Raw genomic sequence first — 21,815 nt, forward strand, 5'->3', positions numbered from 1 at the left:
CCACCGGCCGATCCTAGTTCGTGCGGAGGGTGCGCAGCCAATTGGCCAGCAGCCGGAGCCCGGCGGCCCCCGACTTCTCGGGGTGGAACTGCGTGGCCGAGAGCGGCCCGTTCTCGACCGCGGCGATGAAGGGGCCTCCGTGATCGGCCCAGGTGACCGCGGGACGCGGGAACGGGGGCATCACGTCGAGCGACCACTCGCGGGCGCCGTAGGAGTGCACGAAGTAGAAGCGCTCCTCGGCGATGCCGTCGAAGAGCACCGAGCCCTCGGGAGCGGAGACGGTGTTCCAGCCCATGTGCGGGACGACCTCGGCCGGGAGGAGGTCGACCGTCCCCGGCCACTCGCCCAGGCCCTCGCTCTCGACCCCGCGCTCGACGCCGCGCTCGAAGAGCACCTGCATCCCGACGCAGATGCCCAGCACGGGGCGCCCGCCGGCGAGGCGCTTCTCGATGATCTCGCCGCCGCGGGCGCGGGTCAGTGCCGACATCACGGCGTCGAAGGCGCCGACGCCGGGCACGAGGAGGCCGTCCGCCTCCAGCGCCCGCTGCCGGTCCCCCGTCAGCTCGACGTCGGCCCCGGCGAGCTCGAGCGCCTTGACGGCGGAGTGCACGTTCCCCGAGCCGTAGTCGTAGACCACGACGGAGGGGCGGGCCGAGCTCACAGCGCGCCCTTCGTCGACGGCACGCCGGAGACGAGCGGGTCGAGGGCCTTGGCCTGACGGAAGGCGCGGGCGAACGCCTTGAACTCCGCTTCGGCGATGTGGTGCGGGTCCCTGCCGCCGAGCACCGTGACGTGCACGGTGAGGCCGGCGTTGAACGCGATCGCCTCGAAGACGTGGCGCACCATCGACCCGGTGAAGTGGCCGCCGATCAGGTGCAGCGCGAAGCCCTCCGGCTCGCCGGTGTGCACGAGGTAGGGGCGCCCCGAGATGTCGACGACGGCCTGCACGAGCGCCTCGTCGAGGGGGACGAGCGCGTCGCCGAAGCGGGAGATCCCGGCCTTGTCGCCGAGCGCCTGACGGATGGCCGTGCCGAGCACGATGCCGATGTCCTCCGCGGTGTGGTGGATGTCGATCTCGATGTCGCCGCGGGCCCGGACGTGCAGGTCCGTGAGCGAGTGCTTCGCGAACGCCGTCAGCAGGTGGTCGAAGAAGGGCACGCCGGTCTCGAGATCGGCGACGCCCGTGCCGTCGAGGTCGAGGGAGAGCTCGATGCTCGACTCGCTGGTGGCACGGCTGAGGGAGGCGGTGCGCCCGGGTGCGGCGCTCGGGGAGGTCATGCCTCCCAGTCTATTCGCGCCGCGTCGCCGCCCCCGGGCGGAGCTCACTCGCGCGAGAGCGCCACCGCGGGGTCGGCCGACGGTGCGGGGAGGGAGGCGAGCGCCTCGAGGAACGCGGTCGTCTCCTCCTCGGTGCCGGCGCTGACACGGAGGTGGTTCGGGATGCCGACGTCGCGGATGAGGACGCCGCGGGCGAGCAGGCCCTCGAACACGGCGGCCGGATCCGCGACACCGCCGAAGAGGACGAAGTTGCTGCCGGTCGCGTACGGGCGGTAGCCGAGGGCGCGCAGGCCGTCGATCATCCGGTCGCGCTGCACGATGATCTCGCCGACCATGGCGAGCATCTCGTCGGCGTGAGCGAGGGCGGCGGTCGCGGCGGCCTGGGTGAGGGCCGACAGGTGGTACGGGAGGCGGACGAGGCGGAGCGCGTCGATCACCGCGGGGTCGGCGGCGAGGTAGCCCAGCCGGACGCCGGCGAAGGCGAAGGCCTTGCTCATGGTGCGGGACACGAGCAGGCGCGGTCGCCCGGGGAGGAGGCTCAGCGCAGTGGGCGCGCCCCTGCCGGCGAACTCGGCGTACGCCTCGTCGACGACGACGATGCCGTCGGTCGCGTCGTAGACCGCCTCGATCACGGCGAGGTCGAGCGGCGTCCCGGTCGGGTTGTTCGGCGCGCAGAGGAAGACGATGTCGGGCCGGGCCCGGCGCACCTGCTCCGCGGCGTACTCGGCTCCGATCTCGAACTCCGCCTCGCGCGGAGCGGGGATCCACTCCGTTCCGCTCCCCGACGCGAGGATCGAGTACATCGAGTAGGTGGGCGCGAACCCCAGCAGCGAGCGCCCGGGACCGCCGAACGCCTGAAGGACGTGCTGGAGCACCTCGTTCGATCCGTTCGCAGCCCACACGCCGTCCGCGGTGAGCCCGTGACCGAGGTAGCCGGCGAGGGAGTCGCGCAGCTCTCGGAACTCGCGGTCGGGGTACCGGTTGACGGTGCGCAGCGCCTCCGAGACCCGCCCGACGATGTCGGCGATCACGTCGTCCGGGACCGGGTGGGTGTTCTCGTTGACGTTGAGGGCGACGGGCACGACCGCCTGGGGTGCGCCGTACGGGTGCTTGCCTCGGAGGTCGTCGCGGAGGGGCAGGTCGTCGAGAGTCGTCACCAGGGAATGGTAGCGAAGCGCCCGACGCGGACGACCGGGCAGCCCGGCTCAGCGAGCGGTGTCGTACTCGGCCGGGACGGCGAGGCGCTGCCCGGGCTCGACGCCCGCGCTCGAGAGCTGGTTGAGGGAGAGGATGTCGTCGACCACGTCGCGCGGGTCCGCCTGCGGGGCGAGCTCCTCGGCGAGCGACCAGAGCGACTCGCCCGCGTGGACGGTGACGTACTGGAACTCGACCACAGCGGCGTCGCTCGACGCGACCGCTCCACCGCCGTTGAGCCCGAAGGCGAAGGCGCCCGCGACGATCGGCAGGGCTCCCAGAGCGGCCACCACGGCGCGGCCGCGGCGCGTGAGGCGGAGACGGGTGCGGACGATCCGCGCCTCGCCGAACGCGTTCATCGGCTCGGAAGCGGACGGCAGGACCTCGACGGGCCGGGCCGCGGACGAGCGCTGCAGCGGGCGGGAGGTGAGCTGTGCGGTCATGGGATCGCTCCTTTCAACAGGGATTCGGAGAGGCCCTCGGCCGGGAGGGCCGCCCCGAACGCCTGTACCGAACATATCTTCGAACGACGGAGCGGTCAAGGGACCGTCCGGCTGATCCGCGGGCGGACTCGCGCGCGACACACTCGAACGAATGTTCCGAGTCGGGAGTTCCGGCGGATACAGTTTCGAGAGCCTGGTCGTAGTACAGCAGCGACCACCGACATTCCTTGTCGGGTCGCGACCGGGCGGGCGCGCACGCGGCGTGCGCACCGGGAAGAGGGAGCATCGTGAGCGACGCGCAGAGGGCCGGGACCCCGGCCGCCAAGACGAAGGCGGCCGCGGGCCGGCGCCGGAAGAGCCTGAGCGCCAAGCAGCTCGCGATCCTCGACGCGATCCAGCGCTCGGTGTCGAGCCGCGGCTACCCGCCGAGCATGCGGGAGATCGGCGACGCGGTCGGCCTCGCCTCGCTGTCGAGCGTCACCCACCAGCTCAACCAGCTCGAGCTCAGCGGCTACCTGCGCCGCGACCCGAACCGGCCCCGCGCCCTCGAGATCCTCATCGACGTCCCCAGCTCGACGGAGGACGACGGGTCGTTCGAGTCGACCGCGACGGTCGGCGACGCGGCGATGGTCCCCCTCGTCGGCCGGATCGCGGCGGGTGTGCCGATCATGGCCGACCAGCAGATCGACGAGGTGTTCCCGCTTCCCCGGCAGCTCGTCGGCAAGGGCGAGCTCTTCATGCTCAAGGTCGTCGGCGAGTCGATGATCGACGCCGCGATCTGCGACGGCGACTGGGTCGTGGTCCGCTCGCAGCGCACCGCCGAGAACGGCGAGATCGTAGCGGCCATGCTCGACGGCGAGGCCACCGTCAAGGTGCTGCGCCAGCGCGACGGCCACACCTGGCTGCTGCCCCGCAACTCCAACTTCGAGCCGATCCTCGGCGACGAGGCCGAGGTGCTCGGGAAGATCGTGGCGGTCCTCCGCTCGGTCTGACACCGGGAACGCAGGAGGGGCCCGACCGGCGTGCAGCCGGCCGGGCCCCTCCTGCGTTCGACGGGCACCGGCGATCGGGGCGCGCGCCCCTCCGTCGCGGTCACGGGAAGGCGGAGGAGGGCCGCCGAAACCCCGTCGCCGAACCCTCCGGCCGCCGCCGGTCGGCGGTGCGGGTCGCCGCACCCCCTCCCGGATGCGCCGAGCGCCCGCCTCCCTGACGGGGAGACGGGCGCTCGGGTGGTGGCGATCAGGCCTGGACGGCCGCGCGCGGAACCGCGAACTCGGTGAGCGAGCCCGCCAGATCGGCGTGCACGAGGGCGACCACGTGGGTGCCGCCCTCGACGTACTGCGTCGACAGGATCCGGCCGCTGCGGTGCAGATGCGAGATCACGTCGCCCCGGTCGTACGGCACGAGCAGGTCGATCTCGACGTCCGGCTCGGGCAGGATCTCGGCGATCCGCGCCTCCAGCTCGTCGATGCCCTCGCCGCTGCGCGCCGACACGAAGACCGCGTCGGGAGCGAGACCGCGCAGCACCAGCCGCGTGCCCTCGTCCACCAGATCGGCCTTGTTGAAGGCGATGATCTCGGGGATGGTGCGGGCGCCCACCTCGCCGATCACGTCGCGCACGGTGGCGATCTGCCCGGCCGGATCGGGGTGGGAGGCGTCCACGACGTGGACGATCACATCGGAGTCCGCGACCTCCTCGAGCGTCGACCGGAAGGCCTCGACGAGCTGGTGCGGAAGCGCTCGCACGAAGCCGACCGTGTCGGCGAGCGTGTAGAGGCGCCCGTCCTTCGTCTGGGCCTTGCGGACGGTGGCGTCGAGGGTCGCGAAGAGCGAGTTCTCGACGAGGACGCCCGCGTGCGTCATCCGGTTCAGCAGGCTCGACTTGCCGGCGTTCGTGTACCCCGCGATCGCCACCGAGGGGACGGCGTTGCGCTTGCGGTTCGCGCGCTTGGCCTCGCGGGCGGGCTTCATCGCCGTGATCTGCTTGCGCAGGCGCGCCATGCGGGTGTGGATGCGGCGACGATCGAGCTCGATCTTCGTCTCACCCGGACCGCGCGAGCCCATTCCGGCTCCCGCGCCCACCTGGCCGCCGGCCTGGCGGGACATGGACTCGCCCCAGCCGCGCAGTCGCGGGAGCAGGTACTCGAGCTGCGCGAGCTCGACCTGCGCCTTGCCCTCACGGCTCTTCGCGTGCTGGCTGAAGATGTCGAGGATCACCGCGGTGCGGTCGATCACCTTGACCTTCACCACGTCCTCCAGCGCACGCCGCTGGCTCGGTGCGAGCTCGGTGTCGGCGACGACCGTGTCCGCGCCGAGGGCCGCGACGAGCCCCGCGAGCTCCTGGGCCTTGCCCTTGCCGAGGTAGGTGCTCGGATCGGGGTGCGGGCGGCGCTGGAGCAGGCCGTCGAGGACCGTCGCTCCCGCCGTCTCCGCGAGCGCGGCGAGCTCGTGCAGCGAGTTCTCCGCGTCCTCCAGCGAATTCTGCGAGTACACGCCGATGAGCACGACGTTCTCCAGGCGCAGCTGGCGGTACTCGACCTCCGTGACGTCCTCGAGCTCGGTCGAGAGGCCGGCGACGCGTCGCAGCGCCTGCCGGTCGTCGCGGTCGAACTGCTCGCCGTCGCTGTTCTCGCCCTCGTGGCCGGCGCTCTGCAGCGCCTGGGCTCCACCCGCGACGAAGCGCGAGTACCCCGCCGAACGCGACTGCGCGTTCGCCAGGACCCTCGAGACGACGTCCACGGCCTCGGTCGTGTCGGTCTCGTTCAGGTCTTCCGTCATCCGGATAACACTAACTCCTCAGGTCTTGATAGGTTCACTTCTCATGGCCGCCGAGCACTACTTCTCGAGTACTCCCGACGGCGACCTCCGGCCCCGCAGGATCCAGGCCCGCCTGGCCGGCCGCGACCTCGAGGTCACGACGGCAGGAGGGGTGTTCAGCCCCGGTCACGTCGATCTCGGCACACGCGTCCTGCTGGACGCGGTGCCCGACGCCCCCGCTGACGGGGACCTGCTGGACCTCGGCTGCGGCTGGGGCCCGATCGCCCTCGCGCTCGCCCTCGCCTCCCCCGCCGCCCGGGTGTGGGCGGTCGACGTCAACCAGCGGGCGCTCGAGCTGGTCCGTCGCAACTGCGAGGAACTCGGCGTCCTCAATGTCAACGCCGTGCTGCCCGAGGATGTTCCCGACGACGTCCGCTTCCGCACCGTGTGGTCGAACCCGCCGATCCGCATCGGCAAGGAGGAGCTGCACCTCCTGCTCGAACGCTGGCTGCCGCGGCTCGAGGAGGGCGCGGACGCCTGGCTCGTCGTGCAGCGCAACCTCGGCTCAGACTCGCTCCAGACCTGGCTGGGCGCCGCGTTCGCCGGGCGGCTCGACGTGGAGCGCGTCTCCTCGGCGAAGGGCTTCCGCGTGCTGCGGACGACCCGCCTGGCCTGACCGGGTCCTCAGTCGATCCGGATCGTCCCGGTGAAGACGAGGTCGGCCGGGCCGGAGAGCCCGACGTGCTCGCCCTCCTCCGCCGCGAACATCGTCACGCCGAGCGTGCCGCCCGGGACCTCCACGCGCCAGGCCTGCGGAGCGCGCGCTCCCGCCCAGTAGCGCACCGCCAGTGCCGCCGCCGCGGCACCCGTGCCGCAGCTCAGGGTCTCGCCGCTGCCGCGCTCGTGCACGCGCATCCGGATCCGCCCGATGCCGTCGTGGACCAGGGGCTCGCCGGGAACCACGAACTCGACGTTCGCGCCGTCCTCGGGCTCCGGGTCGAGCTGCGGGATGTAGGAGAGGTCGGCGGAGTCGAGCTCCTCGTCGTTGCTGAGGGCGACGACCACGTGCGGATTGCCGAGGTCGATCCCGAGACCGGGGCGCGCGACCTTGAGCTCCTTCGCCCGCACCAGGGGCTCGCCGCCCGCCAGCTCCCAGCGGCCGAGGTCGACCTGGAACCCGGCACCGCTGCGGGTGACGTCGCGGACGCCGGCGCGGGTGCCGATCGGCAGGGTGTCGCCGGGCTCGAGCGTCGCGAGGCCGCCCGCGAGCAGGAACGCGGCGTAGACGCGGATGCCGTTGCCGCACATCTCGGCGAGCGAGCCGTCGGCGTTGCGGTAGTCCATGAACCACTCCGCCTCGCTCTCCTCGGCCAGGGCCGCGGCGCCCTCCGGGATCGCACGGGAGCGGACGGCACGGATGACGCCGTCGGCGCCGACGCCGAAGTGGCGGTCGCAGATCATCGCGATCTGCGCGGGCGAGAGGTCGACCTCACCGTCCGGGTCGCTGAAGAGCACGAAGTCGTTGCCGGTGCCCTGGCCCTTGGTGAAGTGCAGCTCGATCGTCATGGCGCACAGCCTAGCGAGGAGCGGGAGCGGCGGCCTGGGCGGCGGCGTGCGCCCGCGACACCAGGTCCGGCGCGTCGTACGGGAGCCGGTGGGCGCCGGCGTAGCGCCGGAACCAGCTGTTCTGCCGACGTGCGTAGCGGCGCGTGAGCGCCTGCGTCGCCGCGATCGCCTCCTCCTCGCGGAGGACGCCGGCACGCTGGGCGAGCGCCTGGGCGTACCCGATGGCCCGCCCGGCGGTGACGCCGCGCTCCAGGCCGAGGGGGACGAGCCGCTCGACCTCGTCGAGCATCCCGGCCGCCCACATCCGCTCCACCCGCCGGTCGAGGCGCTGCACCAGCTCCTCCCGCGGAGCCTCGAGGAACAGGATCGAGGCGGGGCGCCACGGAACCGGCTCGTCGGACATCAGCGCGCTGTGCGTGCTCCCGCCGGTGAGCTCCGCGATCTCGAGCGCGCGGACGATGCGCCGGGCGTTGTGCGGACCGATCCGCTCGGCCACTCCGGCGTCGATCCGGCGCAACCGCTCGACGAGGGCGCCCAGGCCCTCCCGCTCGGCGGTCTCCTCGAGCCGGCGCCGGACGGTCGGGTCGGTGCCCGCGAACGAGAACTCGAAGACGACGCTGGAGACGTACAGACCGGAGCCCCCGACCAGGATCGGCGTCGCCCCGCGCGCCAGCACGCTCTCGATCACCCGCCGCGCCTCGCTCTGGTAGCGGGCGACCGACGCCTCCTCCGTCACGTCGAGGACGTCGAGCAGGTGGTGCGGGACGCCCCGACGCTCGTCGGCGGGCAGCTTCGCGGTGCCGATGTCCATCCCGCGGTAGAGCTGCATCGCGTCGGCGTTCACGATCTCAGCGGCGCCGCCGTCCTGCCGGATCGCCTCGGCGAGCTCGAGCGAGAGGTCGGACTTGCCCGTGCCGGTCGCGCCGACGACCGCGATGAGCTCCGGCGCGGTATCGGGGGCTCCGGTCTCAGCGCTCGCCATCGAGGGCGTCGTAGATCGGCGTCGTCAGCGTGCCGGCGTCGCGCACGCGCAGCGACGGCAGGCCCAGCGAGACCCGGGGCGCCCCGCTCGCGCCCGGGGCGGCCGGAACTCCGCAGGACTCGGTCTGCGCCCGGTCCCAGGCGTCGCCCGCGCGGGTGCGGCGGATGCGGAGCGGCGCGCCGTCGGGCGAATCCGCCAGGAGGTAGAAGGGGGCGGCACGGGTGACCCGGACGGAGACCACGTCTCCGGGACGCGGCTGCTCGGAGCCCTCGGGCACGTCGAAGTGCACCAGACGGCTGTCCTCGGCGCGTCCGCTCAGCCGGTGCGTCTCCGTGTCGCGACGGCCCTCGCCGGTCGCGACGAGGACCTCGACCTCTCGGCCGACGACTGCGCGGTTCTCCTGCTCGCTGATCGCGTCCTGCAGGGCGACGAGCCGCTCGTAACGCTCCTGGACGACCGCCTTGGGGATCTGGTCGGGCAGCGTCGCGGCCGGGGTGCCGGGCCGGATGGAGTACTGGAAGGTGAAGGCGGAGGCGAAGCGGGCCGCCTCGACCACCCGCAGGGTCTCCTGGAAGTCGGCCTCCGTCTCGCCGGGGAAGCCCACGATGATGTCGGTGCTGATCGCCGCGTGCGGGATGCGATCGCGGACCCGGTCGAGGATCCCGAGGAACTTCTCGGAGCGGTAGGAGCGGCGCATCGCCTTGAGGACGCGGTCGGAGCCGGACTGGAGCGGCATGTGCAGCTGCGGCATCACCGCCGGCGTCTCGGCCATGGCGTCGATCACGTCGTCGGTGAAGGCCGCGGGATGGGGGCTCGTGAAGCGGATCCGCTCGAGCCCGTCGATGGTGCCCGCCGCGCGGAGCAGCTTCGAGAACGCCTGGCGATCGCCGAACTCGACGCCGTAGGAGTTCACGTTCTGGCCGAGAAGGGTGACCTCGATCGCGCCGTCGTCCACGAGCGCCTGGATCTCGGCGAGCACGTCGCCGGGACGCCGGTCCTTCTCCTTGCCGCGGAGCGAGGGGACGATGCAGAAGGTGCAGGTGTTGTTGCAGCCGACCGAGATCGAGACCCAGCCGCTGTAGGTCGAGTCGCGCTTCGTGGGGAGCGTGGAGGGGAAGACATCGAGCGATTCGAGGATCTCGAGCTGCGCCTCGTCGTTGTGGCGGGCGCGCTCGAGCAGGCTAGGGAGGGCGCCCATGTTGTGCGTGCCGAAGACCACGTCGACCCACGGGGCGCGGTCGAGGATGACGTTCTTGTCCTTCTGCGCTAGACAGCCGCCGACCGCGATCTGCATCCCCTCGTGTCGGCGCTTCACCGACGCGAGGTGGCCGAGGTTGCCGTAGAGCTTGTTGTCGGCGTTCTCGCGCACCGCGCAGGTGTTGATCACGACGACGTCGGCCTCGGCTCCATCGGCGGACACGTAGCCGGCCGCCTCGAGCGAACCGCTCAGCCGCTCGGAGTCGTGCACGTTCATCTGGCACCCGAACGTACGGACCTCGTAGGTCCTCGGCCGGGTCTCGGCGACGGGCGACGGGGCGGTACCGAGCGTGCTCATGGTGTGGGATTCTACGCTCCGGTCGGACCGCCCTCGGCCCGCCGTGTCAGCGGAAGCGGACGCTCGACCCCGGCTTGCGGATCGTCTCGCGGACGACGCGCTGCACGAGTCCGCCGGCGTAGCCGCGGCGCGCGAGGAATCCCGTGAGCCGGCGCTCGGCGACCTCGTCGGAGAGCGAGCGCAGGCTCGGCAGGCGCTTGCGCGCGAGCTCGAGCGCCGTGCGGTACTCGTCGTCGCCGTCCAGCTCGTCGAGCGCTGACGCGATCGCCTCGGGGTCGATCTTCCGCGCGCGCAGCTCCTGCTGGATGGAGGAGCGGCCGAGCTTCTTGCGGTCACGGAGCGAGACGACCAGCTGCTCCGCCATGCGGAGGTCGTCGAGGTAGCCGAAGCGCGTGAAGCGCTCGAGGATCTCGAGGGCGTCCTTCTCGGCGACGCCCTCCGTGTAGAGGCGCGCCTCGACCTCGGCGACCGAGAGGCTCTTGCGGGAGAGCCCCCGTACGATCCGATCCGCGACCTGCTCGGGATCGATCTCCTCCGGGATCTCGATCGCGTCGTCGTCGTCCTCGTCGTCCGCGTCCTCGTCGTCCGCGTCCTCGACGAACGCCGGCGCGCGCCGGGCGACATGAGCCGAGAGCTCGGCGATCCGCTCGGAGGCCGGAGACGCGGCGCCCCCGACGGCGGAGCCTTCCGACCCGCCTGCGGCCGCCCCGGGAGCACTGGTACGCGGCGTTCCGGCTCCGGACGGATCCGGAAGCGACCCGGCCCCGTCGGCGTCCGGCGCCGCCGGAGCCCAGCCGTCGTCGCCCGCCGCACCCCGGTCGACCCAGGGCAGGAAGGCCACGGGGCGGCCCTTCGCCCCCTCCGCGGCCTTCTCCGCCACGGGCTAGGCGCCCTTGCGCACGGGCTGCTTGGTCTCGATCGCGACCGGCGCGGCCTCGACGGCCGCGTTCGGGTCGACGATCACGCCGAGCTTGACCAGAATGCGCTTCTCGATCTCGGCGGCCACATCGGGATTGTCGATGAGGAACTGGCGCGCCTTCTCCTTGCCCTGACCGAGCTGGTCGCCGTCGTAGGTGTACCAGGCGCCCGACTTGCGGACGATCTCGTGCTCGACGCCGAAGTCGATCAGGCTGCCCTCGCGGGAGATGCCGACGCCGTAGAGGATGTCGAACTCGGCCTGCTTGAAGGGCGGGGCCATCTTGTTCTTCACGACCTTGACGCGGGTGCGGTTGCCGACCGCGTCGGTGCCGTCCTTCAGCGTCTCGATGCGGCGGATGTCGAGGCGGACCGACGCGTAGAACTTGAGCGCCTTGCCGCCCGCCGTGGTCTCGGGGCTTCCGAAGAAGACGCCGATCTTCTCGCGCAGCTGGTTGATGAAGATCATCGTGGTGTTCGTGGTGTTCAGTCCGCCGGTCAGCTTGCGCAGCGCCTGGGACATGAGGCGGGCCTGCAGGCCGACGTGGGAGTCGCCCATCTCGCCCTCGATCTCGGCACGCGGCACGAGGGCCGCGACGGAGTCGATCACGATGAGGTCGATCGAGCCCGAGCGCACGAGCATGTCGGCGATCTCGAGCGCCTGCTCTCCGGTGTCGGGCTGCGACACGAGGAGGGAGTCGATGTCGACGCCGAGCTTCTTGGCGTACTCGGGGTCGAGCGCGTGCTCCGCGTCGATGAAGGCGGCGATGCCGCCGTTGCGCTGCGCGTTCGCGATCGCGTGCAGCGTGAGGGTGGTCTTTCCGGAGGACTCGGGGCCGTAGATCTCGACGATACGGCCGCGGGGGAGCCCGCCGATCCCGAGCGCGACGTCGAGCGCGATCGAACCGGTCTGGATCACCTCGACGGGAGCGCGGTCGTCGCTTCCGAGGCGCATGACGGCGCCCTTGCCGAACTGGCGGTCGATCTGGGCGAGTGCGGTCTCGAGGGACTTCTCGCGGTCGGAGGAACTGGGCATGGCCGTCTCGCTCTCGTGTTCGTGGTGGTGTCGCCTACAGGCTGTCGCGACATGCCGGTGGCTGTCGGAGTGACAGTGCCGGCCGGCTGCGACAAGGCGGTGAAGCAGGTCCGTTCAGGTGTCTCCGACGGTACGCCCGACCACCGACATCGGGGCCGAGCGAGAGCGACTCCGTGGAGACGGGGCCGTTCCTGCTTCTGTGGAGGAGCCTAGACCCGTTCGAACACGGATTCGAGCACGAGCCGTCGGCGTGTCGAACACGGCTTCGGCGACGGGAGCGTCAGCGGTGGCGCTTCCGCGGATCCACGCCGTGCCACCGGGCCTCCGGGACGTCGTTGGCGCGGCAGAGGGCGAGCCAGACCTCGCGCGGCTCCGCTCCGTCCGCGAGGGCGCGCTCGGCGGTGCGGCCCCCGAGCTCGGTCAGCACGAGGTCCGAGACGAGGACACGGGCGTAGGCGCCGCCGAACTCGTCGTCCACCAGCTGCCGGAACTCGCTCAAGCGCATGCGTCCACGGTAGCCGCTGCCCGGAGGCCGCACTCCCCCGGGAACGCCGAAGGGCGCCCGGCCGGAGCCTGGGCGCCCTTCGCGTGGAACGGGTGCGGTGAGTGGAGGGGACGGGGGGCCGACTACTGCGTGACGAGGTCCGCGTCGAAGCCGGCGACCATGTCGGCCGGGATGGTGTCGGGGATGGTGTCGATGCCCTCGATGACGGCGAGACGATCGCCGACCTCGCGCATGATCACCGAGATGGGGGTGTCGAGGGCGTCGGCGACAGAGGCGAGGATCTCCGAGGAGGCCTCCTTCTGACCGCGTTCGACCTCGCTCAGGTAGCCGAGCGCAACGCTCGCCTTGCTCGCCACCTGACGGAGCGTACGACCTTTCTGCAGGCGAAAGTCCCTGAGGACATCGCCGATCTCCTGACGAACTAGAACCACTGGACCCTCCTTCTCCACGTCAACCGCATGTCGTGCACCTGCACCGCGAGCACGAGCGCCGGAGATTCCGGAGCGGGTGATCGGGGGGCTGGGACGAGAGAACCGGATAGCTGTTCACTACCCGGTTCGTATGGTGTCGACTCTAATACCGGATGACTGGACTTTGCGTGTGAGCGACACCAGTTGTAACCGGGCCGCAATGCGGCGCATTCCGATTCCCGGAGGGCCCTCGCTGGGTATCCGCCTCATGCGCCGCGGGCGATCAGCTCCGCACCGAGGGCGAGGGCCGCGTCGACCGAGGCGGCGCGGATCGCGGCGCGGTCGCCGTCGAACCGGTGCTCACGGACGAGCTCGTCCTCGCCGAGGACGGCCGCCACGAAGACGGTGCCGACGGCCGCGTCCCCCTGCGGATCCGGACCGGCGACCCCCGTGGTCGCCAGGCCGAGCGTCGGACGCCCGTCGGCTGCGAGCCGCGAGGACGCTCCGCGCGCCATCTGCACGGCGACTCCGGGATCGACGGGACCCCGCTCGCCGAGGACGCGCGCGTCGACCCCGAGGAGCCGGTCCTTGAGGTCGGTGGCGTAGCTCACCACTCCCCCGCGGTACACGGCGGAGGCGCCGGGCACCTCCACGAGGGCGGAGCTGAGCGCGCCGCCGGTAAGGGACTCCGCGACGGCGAGGTCGACACCCCGCCGCCGGAGCTCGGCGATCAGCTGCGCGGCCGTCACCGCGTCGACCGGGCGGCCCGGCTCTGGCGGGCGGCGTCGGCGAGGTAGTCGATCCCGGTGGCGACCGTGAGCACCACCGCGGCCGTCATCGTGATGCCGTTCAGCCAGTGGACCCACTCGCCGAGGACGGCCCAGAGCGGCAGCAGAGCGAGGGAGATCGCGATCGACTGCACGATCGTCTTGAGCTTGCCGCCCCGCGACGCCGGGATCACCCGGTCCGAGAGCACGGCCATCCGGAACACGGTGATGCCGATCTCGCGCACGAGGATGACGATCGTCACCCACCACGGCAGCTCCGCGAGGATCGAGAGCCCGACGAGCGCCGCGCCGGTGAGCACCTTGTCGGCGATCGGATCCAGGAGCTTGCCGAGATCGGTCACGAGGCCCCGGCTCCGGGCGATGTGCCCGTCGATGCCGTCCGTGGCGATCGCGACGATGAAGAGGAGCGCCGCGGCGATCCGGATCCCGCCGTCCTGCCCCCCGTCGGCCAGCAGGAGCCAGAAGAAGACGGGCGCCAGCAGGATCCGGACGACCGTGATCGCGTTCGGCAGGTTCCAGTTGCCCGACGCGGCCGGAGCCGGCGCGGTGGGGTGGGTCATCGTGCTCCGCCGTTCCTCGCAGTGCGGGCGACCGGGACGGTCACTCGCGTCCCGTCAGCGTCCAGGCGTCCTCGCCGGACCCCTCGTCGTCGTCGTGGTAGTCGGTGGCGGCGGGCCCCGTCGGCTCGGCCAGCGGATCCGCGTACGGGTCCGGGGCGACCGAGGACGGCGCGGCCGGCCCCTCGCCCGGGTCCTCGCCGCGCATCCGCGCGAGGACGCCCGGCAGCTGCTCGGCGGTGACCAGCACGTCGCGGGCCTTCGACCCCTCGGAGGGGCCGACGACCTCGCGCGACTCGAGCAGGTCCATCAGTCGGCCGGCCTTGGCGAAGCCGACGCGGAGCTTGCGCTGCAGCATCGAGGTCGAGCCGAACTGCGTGCTGACGACGAGCTCGGCCGCCGCGACCAGCAGCTCGAGGTCGTCCCCGATGTCGGAGTCGATCTCCTTGCGCTGCGCCTGCACGGTGATGTCCTGGCGGTACTCGGGCTGCGCCTGACGGGTGACGTGCTCGACGACCTTCGCGATCTCGTCCTCGCGGACCCAGGCGCCCTGGACGCGCATCGGCTTGTTGGTGCCCATGGGGAGGAAGAGGCCGTCGCCCTGCCCGATGAGCTTGTCGGCTCCCGGCTGGTCGAGGATGACCCGCGAGTCGGTCACGCTGGTCACCGCGAAGGCGAGGCGGCTGGGCACGTTCGCCTTGATGAGGCCGGTCACCACGTCGACGCTCGGCCGCTGCGTGGCCAGCACGAGGTGGATGCCCGAGGCGCGCGCGAGCTGGGTGATCCGCACGATCGAGTCCTCGACGTCGCGCGGGGCGACCATCATCAGGTCGGCGAGCTCGTCGACCACCACGAGGAGGTACGGGTACGGCTTGAGGACGCGGCTGCTGCCCGCCGGGAGCTTGATCTCGTCCGCGCGGACGGCCGCGTTGAAGTCGTCGATGTGACGGAACCCGAACGACGCCAGGTCGTCGTAGCGCATGTCCATCTCCTTCACGACCCACTGCAGCGCCTCGGCGGCCTTCTTGGGGTTCGTGATGATCGGAGTGATCAGGTGCGGCACTCCGCCGTAGATGGTGAGCTCCACGCGCTTGGGGTCGATCAGGACCATCCGCACGTCCTGCGGGCGCGCGCGCATCAGCAGGCTCGTGATCATCGAGTTGACGAAGCTGGACTTGCCGGAGCCGGTGGAGCCGGCGACCAGGAGGTGCGGCATCTTGGCGAGGTTCGCCACGACGTAGCCGCCCTCGACGTCCTTGCCGACGCCGATGGTCATCGGGTGCGTGGACGTCGTCGAGGCCGGCGAGCGGAGGACGTCGCCCAGGGAGACGATCTCGCGGTCCGTGTTGGGGATCTCGACGCCGATCGCGCTCTTGCCCGGGATCGGGGAGAGGATCCGGACCTCGTTGCTGGCGACGGCGTAGGAGAGGTTCTTGCTGAGCGCGGTGACGCGCTCGACCTTGACGCCGGGGCCGAGCTCGATCTCGTAGCGGGTGACGGTCGGGCCGCGGGAGAAGCCGGTGACCGTCGCGTCCACGTTGAACTGCTGCAGCACCTCGGTGATGGCGCGGACCATCTCGTCGTTGGCCGCCGAGCGCGCCTTGGAGGGCGTGCCCGTCGAGAGGGCGGCCGCCGAGGGGAGGCGGTACGGCGCGTCGTCCTCGAACGAGGAGTCGAACCCGGCGGTCGGGTCCTCCTCGGCGAGGGGCGCGATCGGGCCGGTCTCGATGACGGGCGGGACCGGGACGGCGGGCGCCACGTCGAGGCGGTCGAGCCGGATGACCTCGGTCGCGTCGTCGTCGACCACGCCGGTCGCGCCGCGGGGAGCGCCCGTCTGCTCGAAGCGGGCGAGCGCCGCCTCGGCGGTCTCGGCCTCGGCCAGCACCTCGGTGGCGTAGGAGCGGGTCGGCGGGTGGGCCTCGTCGTCGCGCTCCTCGAGCGCGGTGTCGAAGCCCTTCGCGCGGCCGCGGGCGGGCGCGGCGCCCTCGAGCACCTCGGTGAAGGAGTCGATCGGGAGCTCGGTCTGCACGGTCGGCTCGTCCTCGCGCCCGGACTCGGTGCGCCGCCACCAGGGCAGCTCTCCGCCGTCCTGCTGCGCGTCCTCCTCCTGCTCGGCCTCCGCCTTCGCCGCGGCCTTGGCGGCGGCCCGCTCGGCCTTGAGGCGGGCGCGCTCCTCGTCGTCGAGCACGGGGGCGCCGAAGAGGTAGCCGTAGAGCTCCCGCGAGCGCGCGCCGATGCGGTTCGGCGGGGTCTTGGTGATGATGAACAGCGACAGCAGGATCACGAGCGACAGCAGCACGGTCGCGCCGGGGACGGTGGCGATCGCCGCGAGCGGGGCGCCCACCAGCCAGCCGAGGACGCCTCCCGCGGCCGCCATGGTCTCGATTCCCTGGCCGGGCTGCGGCAGGCCGAGGTGCGCGTGGCAGATGCCGGCGGAGGCGACGAGCAGCGTGATGACGCCCACGCCGATCCGCCCGTTGTCGTCGACGGACCGGGGGTGCCGGAAGAGCCAGAGGGAGAAGAGGAGAAGGACGACCGGCAGCACGTAGGCGACACGGCCGAAGAAGCCGCCGAAGCTCCACGCGTCGAGCACCAGGGCGACCGGGTCGGTCGCGAGGAACCACTCGACCACCGCGCCCGCGACGGCCAGCAGCAGCAGCAGGAAGGGGACGCCGTCGCGGCGCTCCTCCTTCGCCAGCCGCTCGGGACCGAGGGCGCGGGCGGCGCCGCCCGCGAGGTGGGCCAGCGCCATCCAGAGCCGCACGGCGGGGTTGGTGCGCGGGGCGGACTCGAAGGCCACCGTCTTCGTTTCAGCGGCCGCCTTGCCCGAGCCCCGGCCGGATCGCGGCGCGCCGGAGCGCGGAGTCGCGCTGCCGCGCCCGCGCGAGGTCGTCTTGGTACTGGTCGCCATGAGGCCACCGTACCCGCCGCCCCCGTCAGGGCCGGTGACCCGCGCCGCGACGGCAGGCGCCGATCCGCCGCCGGCCGGGAGGCTCAGGCCTCGATGACGAGCGGCACGATCATGGGCCGGCGGCGGTAGGAGGTGTTGACCCAGCGGCCGACGACGCGACGGACGGCCTGCGAGAGCGCGTGCTGATCGCTCGCCCCGTTCCGCACCGCCTCCTCGAGCGCGGCCGCGATCCGCGGCTTGACCTCGTCGAAGACGCTGTCGTCCTCCGCGAAGCCCTTCGCGTGGATCTCGGGGCCGACGACGATCCGCCCCGTGCCCGCCTCGACCACCACGATGATCGAGATGAAGCCCTCCTCGCCGAGGATCCGCCGGTCCTTGAGGTCGGCGTCGGTGATCTCGCCCACCGACGATCCGTCGACGTAGACGAACCCCAGGTCGAGCCGTCCGACGACGGTCGCCCTGCCGTCGAGCAGGTCGATCACGGTGCCGTCCTCGGCGATGATCGTGTTCTCCTCCGCGATCCCGGTCTCACGCGCGAGCTGCGCGTTCGCGACCAGGTGCCGGTACTCGCCGTGCACCGGCATCACGTTCAGCGGCTTGAGGATGTTGTAGCAGTAGAGGAGCTCGCCGGCCGCGGCGTGCCCGGACACGTGCACCTTCGCGTTGCCCTTGTGCACGACGGTCGCTCCGAGCCGCGTGAGCCCGTTGATGACCCGGTACACCGCGTTCTCGTTGCCGGGGATGAGGCTGGAGGCGAGGATCACGGTGTCGCCCTCCCCCGGCTCGATCTGGTGATCGAGGTTGGCCATCCGGCTGAGGACGGCCATCGGCTCGCCCTGCGACCCGGTGGACATGTAGACGATCCTGTCCTCGGGGACGTCGCCCGACTTCTTCATGTCGACCAGGACTCCCGGAGGGACGTGCAGGTAGCCGAGATCCGCGGCGATGCGCATGTTGCGGACCATGGAGCGGCCGAGCAGCGCCACGCGGCGGCCCGTGGCGTGGGCCGCGTCGAGCACCTGCTGCACCCGGTGCACGTGGCTGGAGAAGCTCGCGACGATGACGCGGCGGGTCGCCCTGGCCATGACGCTCTCGATGACCGGGCCGATGTCGCGCTCGCTCGGCGTGAAGCCGGGGACGTCGGCGTTGGTGGAGTCGACCATGAACAGGTCGACGCCCTCCTCGCCGAGGCGGGCGAAGGCGCGCAGGTCGGTGATCCGGCCGTCGAGCGGCAGCTGGTCCATCTTGAAGTCGCCGGTGTGCAGCACCGAGCCGGCGTCGGTGACGATCGACACGGCCAGCGCGTCCGGGATCGAGTGGTTCACGGCGACGAACTCGAGCTCGAAGGGCCCGAGGTTCTCGACGTCGCCCTCCTTCACCGTGAGCGTGTACGGCGTGATCCGGTGCTCCTTGAGCTTCGCCTCGACGAGGGCGAGCGTGAGGGTGGACCCGATCAGCGGGATGTCGCGCTTCAGGCGGAGCAGGTAGGGGACGGCGCCGATGTGGTCCTCGTGGCCGTGGGTGAGGACCACTCCGACGATGTCGTCGAGCCTGTCCCGGATGGGCGTGAAGTCCGGGAGGATCAGGTCGACGCCCGGCTGGTCCTCCTCCGGGAAGAGCACGCCGCAGTCGACGACCAGGAGCCTGCCGTCGATCTCGAAGACGGTCATGTTGCGGCCGATCTCGCCGAGGCCGCCGAGGGGGATGATCCGGAGCGTTCCCGGAGCGAGCGGGGCGGGGATGATCACGGGACCGGGCATGCGCCCTCCTTCTCCAGCGGTGCTTTCTCGGGACGTGCCGCTCGGGCTCAGCGGGTGGTGCCGGCGACCTTCGGGAGGGCGCCGCCGGCCGCGGCGTTGCGGTCGGGCCGGAAGTTGCGGAAGTCGACGCCCGGGATGTCGCGGACCAGGCCGAGCTCGTCCTCGATGAGCGCCGCCTCCGACTCCTCCGGGCCGACCAGGGGCAGCCGCACGCGCGGCGAGGAGATGCGGCCGAGGCCGTGCAGGATGTACTTCGCGGCGACGGTCCCGGGGACGTGCGTCATCACGGCGCGCACGAGCGGCTCGAGCTGCTGGTGCGCGCGGGTGGCCGCGTGGAGGTCGCCCGCGTTCACCGCGTCGACGATCGTGCGGTACGGCGCGGCGGCGATGTTCGCGGTGACGCCGATGAGCCCCGTGGCGCCGATGGCGAGCTCGGGGAGCACGTTCGCGTCGTCGCCGCAGAAGTACATCAGGTCGGTCTGGTTGAGCACGCGGCTGACCTCGGAGAGATCGCCCTTCGCGTCCTTCACGGCCAGGATGTTCGGGTGCTTGGCCGCCCGCAGGATCGTCTCGTAGCGGATCGGCACGCCGGTGCGGCCGGGGATGTCGTAGAGGATCACCGGCAGGTCCGTCGCATCCGCGATCATCCGGAAGTGGGTGAGCACGCCCGCCTGCGTGGGCTTGTTGTAGTACGGGGTGACGATCATGTTGCCGTCGGCGCCGGCCTTCTCGCTCTGACGGGCGAGCTGCATGGCGTGGGCGGTCTCGTTCGAGCCGCCTCCCGTGATGATCTTCGCGCGGCCCCCGGCGACCGAGCGGCCGACCTCGACGAGGCGGATCTTCTCCGGGTCGGTCAGGGTGCTGGTCTCGCCCGTGGTCCCGGTGACCACGATGCCGTCCGCGCCCGCTGCGATGCAGTCGTCGATGTGCTTCTCGACACCGGGCCAGTCGACCTCGCCGTCGGCGGTGAACGGGGTGACCAGGGCGACCAGGACCTGGCCGAAGGGATTCTCCGGAGTTGACACGCTGCCAGGGTAGCGGGTCGCCGCCGCGCCGCCGGGAGGAGGTTCCCGGAGCCGCCCGCGCGGACGGCAGCAGGCGGATCGGGCGGGACGGCCCGCTCGTCCTCGCCGGGCGGCGGGCTACGGGGCGACGCGGCCGTTCGCTGTGAAGGCGGCGGCCGTGAGGGGCATCAGCTCCTGGAAGTGCGTCTCCATCTGCTCGGCCGCCATCTCGATCTCGCGCTGCGGGAAGGAGGGGAACGTCGAGTCCTCGCGCTTGGTGCGCAGGGAGAGGAAGTTCATCAGCGAGCGGGCGTTGAGCGTGACGTACATCGACGAGTAGATGTTCAGCGGGAGGACGATCCGGGCGACCTCGCGGGCGACGCCCTCGCCGAGCATCCGCCGGTACGACTCGTAGGCCTGCGTGCTGACGCGGCGCGTCTCCTCGGCGACGAGCTCGGCCTGCTCGGGGGTGCCCGGCTCGAAGGAGTAGGCGCCGGGCTTGCCGACCTGCACGAGGTTGCGGCGGGGGCCGGGCACGTAGAAGACCGGACGGAGCTCGCGGTAGCGGCCCGACTCCTCGTTGTAGGAGGCGATGCGGTGCCGCATGAACTCGCGGAAGACGAAGATCGGCGCCTGCACGTAGAAGGTCATCGAGTTGTGCTCGAACGGCGAGCCGTGGCGGTCGCGCATGAGGTAGTTGATCAGGCCGCGGTCGCGCTTGCGCTGCAGCTCGGCGTCGGACTCCTCGCCGTCGAGCGCCTCGGCGAGCGTCTTCTCGCCCTGGGTCGAGACGCGGGCCGCGAACAGCACGTCGGAGTCGTGGGCGCTCGCGCGGACCAGCTCGACGACGACATCGCTGCGGAAGACGGGCGCGTTCTCGTCGGATCCGCTGCTCGTCGGCTCGGGGCGTGGGCTCGTCTGCTCGGTCACGGCATCGAAGCCTAGACCACCGGCCTCGTGCCCTCTTCCTCTCGGCAGCCTCTCCCCCGGTTCCCGCCTCCTCCGGGCGAGCGCTGCTCCCGCGACGCGCTCGGCCGGCTCCCGGGCGTGAGGCTCTAGGCTGGGTCCGCTTCGCGGGCGGCCCGCGACCGGCTCCGGGAGGCACCATGAGCGACTCATCCGCACGGCACTCCGACCACGACGGGACCACGGACTCCGGCTCGCCGCGACGCGCCGCGCGCACGCCGGGCGAGCACGTGTCGACGCCGTCCGAGCTGCCCTCGGCCCGGCCGAATGCGTCCGCTCCCCGGCTCCGCGTCCTGATCTCGGGCGCCAGCGGGATGATCGGCTCCGAGCTGACCCGCCAGCTGCGCGCCGAGGGGCACGAGATCCTGCGCCTGGTGCGCCACGCGCCGTCGAGCCCGGACGAGTTCCACTGGGCGCCCACCTCGCACATGCTCGACTTCAGCGTGCTCGACCGCGTCGACGCCGTGATCAACCTCTCCGGCGCCTCGATCAGCCGCCTGCCGTGGACCGCGTCCTACAAGCGGGAGATCCTCGACTCGCGGATCCAGTCCACGCAGACCCTCACCGACGCGATGCGGATGTCCTCGACCCCGCCGACGACGCTGATCAACGCCTCCGCGGTCGGCTACTACGGAGACCGCCCGGGCGAGGAGCTCACCGAGCAGTCCTCGCGCGGCGACGGGTTCCTCGCCGACGTCGTCGACCGCTGGGAGAAGGCCGCCCACCTCGCGCCCGAGGCCACGCGGGTGGTCACCGCTCGCACCGGGCTCGTCCTCGGCGACGGCGGCGCGCTCAAGCCGCTCCTGCCCCTGACGAAGCTCGGCCTCAGCGGACCCCTCGGCAGCGGCAACCAGGCCTGGCCCTGGATCAGCCTCTACGACGAGGCCGCGGCGATCCGCCACCTGCTCACGTCCTCGCTCTCGGGCCCGGTGAACCTCGCCGGACCGGTGCCGGCGACCGCGAACGACGTGATGCGCACCCTCGCCGAGCAGCTGCACCGCCCGTTCAAGCTGGCCGTCCCCGAGAAGATCATCGAGCTCGCGCTGCGCGACGCCGGGCACGAGCTCCTGCTCTCGAGTCAGCGCCTGGTCCCCCAGCGGCTGCTCGACGACGGCTTCGAGTTCCGCCACCGCACGGTCGGCGAGGCGCTGGAGTGGGTGCTCGCCTGATCCGGGCCGCCTGAGCGGT

21 protein-coding genes are annotated in these 21,815 nt (G+C 72.0%); 3 read left to right on the forward strand and 18 right to left on the reverse strand.

The features are described from left to right. Nucleotides 1–13: 13 nt before the first annotated feature. The 4 genes from hisH to C5D50_RS14060 are packed head-to-tail and all read right to left on the reverse strand — an operon-like array spanning nucleotide 14 to nucleotide 2,915. Nucleotides 14–661, reverse strand: a complete 648-nt coding sequence (gene hisH, locus C5D50_RS14045) for an imidazole glycerol phosphate synthase subunit HisH (RefSeq protein WP_104283780.1) — start codon at nucleotides 659–661, stop codon at nucleotides 14–16. Next, nucleotides 658–1,278, reverse strand: coding sequence for an imidazoleglycerol-phosphate dehydratase HisB (gene hisB, locus C5D50_RS14050; RefSeq protein ID WP_104233277.1), 621 nt, complete (start codon nucleotides 1,276–1,278; stop codon nucleotides 658–660). The genes hisH and hisB overlap by 4 nt, the downstream gene beginning before the upstream one ends. Nucleotides 1,279–1,322: 44 nt before the next feature. Then, nucleotides 1,323–2,438 (reverse strand): histidinol-phosphate transaminase, encoded by a 1,116-nt coding sequence (locus C5D50_RS14055; protein WP_104255583.1) that lies wholly within the window; start codon nucleotides 2,436–2,438, stop codon nucleotides 1,323–1,325. A gap of 45 nt (nucleotides 2,439–2,483) precedes the next feature. After that, on the reverse strand, nucleotides 2,484–2,915 hold the full coding sequence (locus tag C5D50_RS14060) for a LysM peptidoglycan-binding domain-containing protein (RefSeq protein ID WP_308471100.1): 432 nt from the start codon (nucleotides 2,913–2,915) through the stop codon (nucleotides 2,484–2,486). Between the two features lie 287 nt (nucleotides 2,916–3,202). Between C5D50_RS14060 and lexA the strand changes: the two genes are divergently transcribed. Next, a complete protein-coding gene (gene lexA / locus C5D50_RS14065) occupies nucleotides 3,203–3,907 on the forward strand; it encodes a transcriptional repressor LexA (protein WP_104224482.1) in 705 nt (234 codons plus the stop codon). Between the two features lie 247 nt (nucleotides 3,908–4,154). Here lexA and hflX read toward each other — a convergent pair whose 3' ends face one another. Then, a complete protein-coding gene (gene hflX, locus C5D50_RS14070; RefSeq protein ID WP_104283781.1) occupies nucleotides 4,155–5,693 on the reverse strand; it encodes a GTPase HflX in 1,539 nt (512 codons plus the stop codon). A gap of 43 nt (nucleotides 5,694–5,736) precedes the next feature. Between hflX and C5D50_RS14075 the strand changes: the two genes are divergently transcribed. Further along, complete coding sequence (locus C5D50_RS14075) at nucleotides 5,737–6,348, forward strand: class I SAM-dependent methyltransferase (RefSeq protein WP_104283782.1); 612 nt, start codon at nucleotides 5,737–5,739, stop codon at nucleotides 6,346–6,348. Nucleotides 6,349–6,356: 8 nt separating this feature from the next. Here C5D50_RS14075 and dapF read toward each other — a convergent pair whose 3' ends face one another. From dapF to thyX, 13 genes are all read right to left on the reverse strand, one after another. Further along, entirely contained in the window at nucleotides 6,357–7,238 is an 882-nt protein-coding gene (dapF, locus tag C5D50_RS14080; protein ID WP_104283783.1) for a diaminopimelate epimerase, read from the reverse strand. 10 nt (nucleotides 7,239–7,248) lie between these two features. Beyond that, entirely contained in the window at nucleotides 7,249–8,220 is a 972-nt protein-coding gene (gene miaA / locus C5D50_RS14085) for a tRNA (adenosine(37)-N6)-dimethylallyltransferase MiaA (RefSeq protein WP_104283784.1), read from the reverse strand. Beyond that, nucleotides 8,207–9,775, reverse strand: a complete 1,569-nt coding sequence (gene miaB, locus C5D50_RS14090; RefSeq protein WP_104283785.1) for a tRNA (N6-isopentenyl adenosine(37)-C2)-methylthiotransferase MiaB — start codon at nucleotides 9,773–9,775, stop codon at nucleotides 8,207–8,209. Before miaB ends, miaA begins: the two co-directional genes overlap by 14 nt. A 46-nt stretch (nucleotides 9,776–9,821) precedes the next feature. After that, nucleotides 9,822–10,616: a regulatory protein RecX gene (locus C5D50_RS14095; RefSeq protein ID WP_146086936.1), complete on the reverse strand. Its 795-nt coding sequence runs from the start codon at nucleotides 10,614–10,616 to the stop codon at nucleotides 9,822–9,824. 42 nt (nucleotides 10,617–10,658) lie between these two features. Then, on the reverse strand, nucleotides 10,659–11,726 hold the full coding sequence (gene recA, locus C5D50_RS14100; RefSeq protein ID WP_104224475.1) for a recombinase RecA: 1,068 nt from the start codon (nucleotides 11,724–11,726) through the stop codon (nucleotides 10,659–10,661). A 280-nt stretch (nucleotides 11,727–12,006) separates the two neighbouring features. Beyond that, a complete protein-coding gene (locus C5D50_RS14105) occupies nucleotides 12,007–12,231 on the reverse strand; it encodes a DUF3046 domain-containing protein (protein ID WP_104224474.1) in 225 nt (74 codons plus the stop codon). Nucleotides 12,232–12,353: 122 nt separating this feature from the next. Further along, a complete protein-coding gene (locus C5D50_RS14110) occupies nucleotides 12,354–12,662 on the reverse strand; it encodes a helix-turn-helix domain-containing protein (protein ID WP_068207524.1) in 309 nt (102 codons plus the stop codon). A 245-nt stretch (nucleotides 12,663–12,907) separates the two neighbouring features. Next, complete coding sequence (locus C5D50_RS14115) at nucleotides 12,908–13,390, reverse strand: CinA family protein (protein WP_104283787.1); 483 nt, start codon at nucleotides 13,388–13,390, stop codon at nucleotides 12,908–12,910. Then, on the reverse strand, nucleotides 13,387–13,989 hold the full coding sequence (gene pgsA / locus C5D50_RS14120) for a CDP-diacylglycerol--glycerol-3-phosphate 3-phosphatidyltransferase (protein WP_104226303.1): 603 nt from the start codon (nucleotides 13,987–13,989) through the stop codon (nucleotides 13,387–13,389). The genes C5D50_RS14115 and pgsA overlap by 4 nt, the downstream gene beginning before the upstream one ends. 40 nt (nucleotides 13,990–14,029) lie before the next feature. Further along, nucleotides 14,030–16,897 carry a DNA translocase FtsK gene (locus tag C5D50_RS14125; RefSeq protein WP_104247915.1) on the reverse strand — a complete coding sequence of 956 codons (2,868 nt, stop codon included), beginning with the start codon at nucleotides 16,895–16,897 and terminating at the stop codon, nucleotides 14,030–14,032. Nucleotides 16,898–16,980: 83 nt separating this feature from the next. After that, nucleotides 16,981–18,657 (reverse strand): ribonuclease J, encoded by a 1,677-nt coding sequence (locus tag C5D50_RS14130; protein WP_104224470.1) that lies wholly within the window; start codon nucleotides 18,655–18,657, stop codon nucleotides 16,981–16,983. 47 nt (nucleotides 18,658–18,704) lie between these two features. Continuing rightward, the gene (gene dapA, locus C5D50_RS14135) at nucleotides 18,705–19,682 is read right to left on the reverse strand and encodes a 4-hydroxy-tetrahydrodipicolinate synthase (protein WP_104224469.1); all 978 of its coding nucleotides are present in this window, start codon (nucleotides 19,680–19,682) and stop codon (nucleotides 18,705–18,707) included. Between the two features lie 117 nt (nucleotides 19,683–19,799). Beyond that, the gene (thyX, locus tag C5D50_RS14140) at nucleotides 19,800–20,501 is read right to left on the reverse strand and encodes an FAD-dependent thymidylate synthase (RefSeq protein ID WP_258069641.1); all 702 of its coding nucleotides are present in this window, start codon (nucleotides 20,499–20,501) and stop codon (nucleotides 19,800–19,802) included. 266 nt (nucleotides 20,502–20,767) lie between these two features. Here thyX and C5D50_RS14145 point away from each other — a divergent pair, with 266 nt between their 5' ends. After that, nucleotides 20,768–21,796: a TIGR01777 family oxidoreductase gene (locus tag C5D50_RS14145; RefSeq protein WP_104226299.1), complete on the forward strand. Its 1,029-nt coding sequence runs from the start codon at nucleotides 20,768–20,770 to the stop codon at nucleotides 21,794–21,796. Nucleotides 21,797–21,815 lie beyond the last annotated feature (19 nt).

The sequence above is a fragment of the Rathayibacter sp. RFBD1 genome (assembly GCF_002932915.1).
GTDB lineage: Bacteria > Actinomycetota > Actinomycetes > Actinomycetales > Microbacteriaceae > Rathayibacter.

Excerpts from the sequence above, each read along its gene's own strand:
- hisB (WP_104233277.1), bottom strand. The coding sequence starts at position 1,278 with ATGACCTCCCCGAGCGCCGCACCCGGGCGCACCGCCTCCCTCAGCCGT.
- C5D50_RS14060 (WP_308471100.1), bottom strand. The coding sequence starts at position 2,915 with ATGACCGCACAGCTCACCTCCCGCCCGCTGCAGCGCTCGTCCGCGGCC.
- hflX (WP_104283781.1), bottom strand. The coding sequence starts at position 5,693 with ATGACGGAAGACCTGAACGAGACCGACACGACCGAGGCCGTGGACGTC.
- C5D50_RS14075 (WP_104283782.1), top strand. The coding sequence starts at position 5,737 with ATGGCCGCCGAGCACTACTTCTCGAGTACTCCCGACGGCGACCTCCGG.
- dapF (WP_104283783.1), bottom strand. The coding sequence starts at position 7,238 with ATGACGATCGAGCTGCACTTCACCAAGGGCCAGGGCACCGGCAACGAC.
- miaA (WP_104283784.1), bottom strand. The coding sequence starts at position 8,220 with ATGGCGAGCGCTGAGACCGGAGCCCCCGATACCGCGCCGGAGCTCATC.
- miaB (WP_104283785.1), bottom strand. The coding sequence starts at position 9,775 with ATGAGCACGCTCGGTACCGCCCCGTCGCCCGTCGCCGAGACCCGGCCG.
- recA (WP_104224475.1), bottom strand. The coding sequence starts at position 11,726 with ATGCCCAGTTCCTCCGACCGCGAGAAGTCCCTCGAGACCGCACTCGCC.
- C5D50_RS14105 (WP_104224474.1), bottom strand. The coding sequence starts at position 12,231 with ATGCGCTTGAGCGAGTTCCGGCAGCTGGTGGACGACGAGTTCGGCGGC.
- pgsA (WP_104226303.1), bottom strand. The coding sequence starts at position 13,989 with ATGACCCACCCCACCGCGCCGGCTCCGGCCGCGTCGGGCAACTGGAAC.
- C5D50_RS14125 (WP_104247915.1), bottom strand. The coding sequence starts at position 16,897 with ATGGCGACCAGTACCAAGACGACCTCGCGCGGGCGCGGCAGCGCGACT.
- C5D50_RS14130 (WP_104224470.1), bottom strand. The coding sequence starts at position 18,657 with ATGCCCGGTCCCGTGATCATCCCCGCCCCGCTCGCTCCGGGAACGCTC.
- C5D50_RS14145 (WP_104226299.1), top strand. The coding sequence starts at position 20,768 with ATGAGCGACTCATCCGCACGGCACTCCGACCACGACGGGACCACGGAC.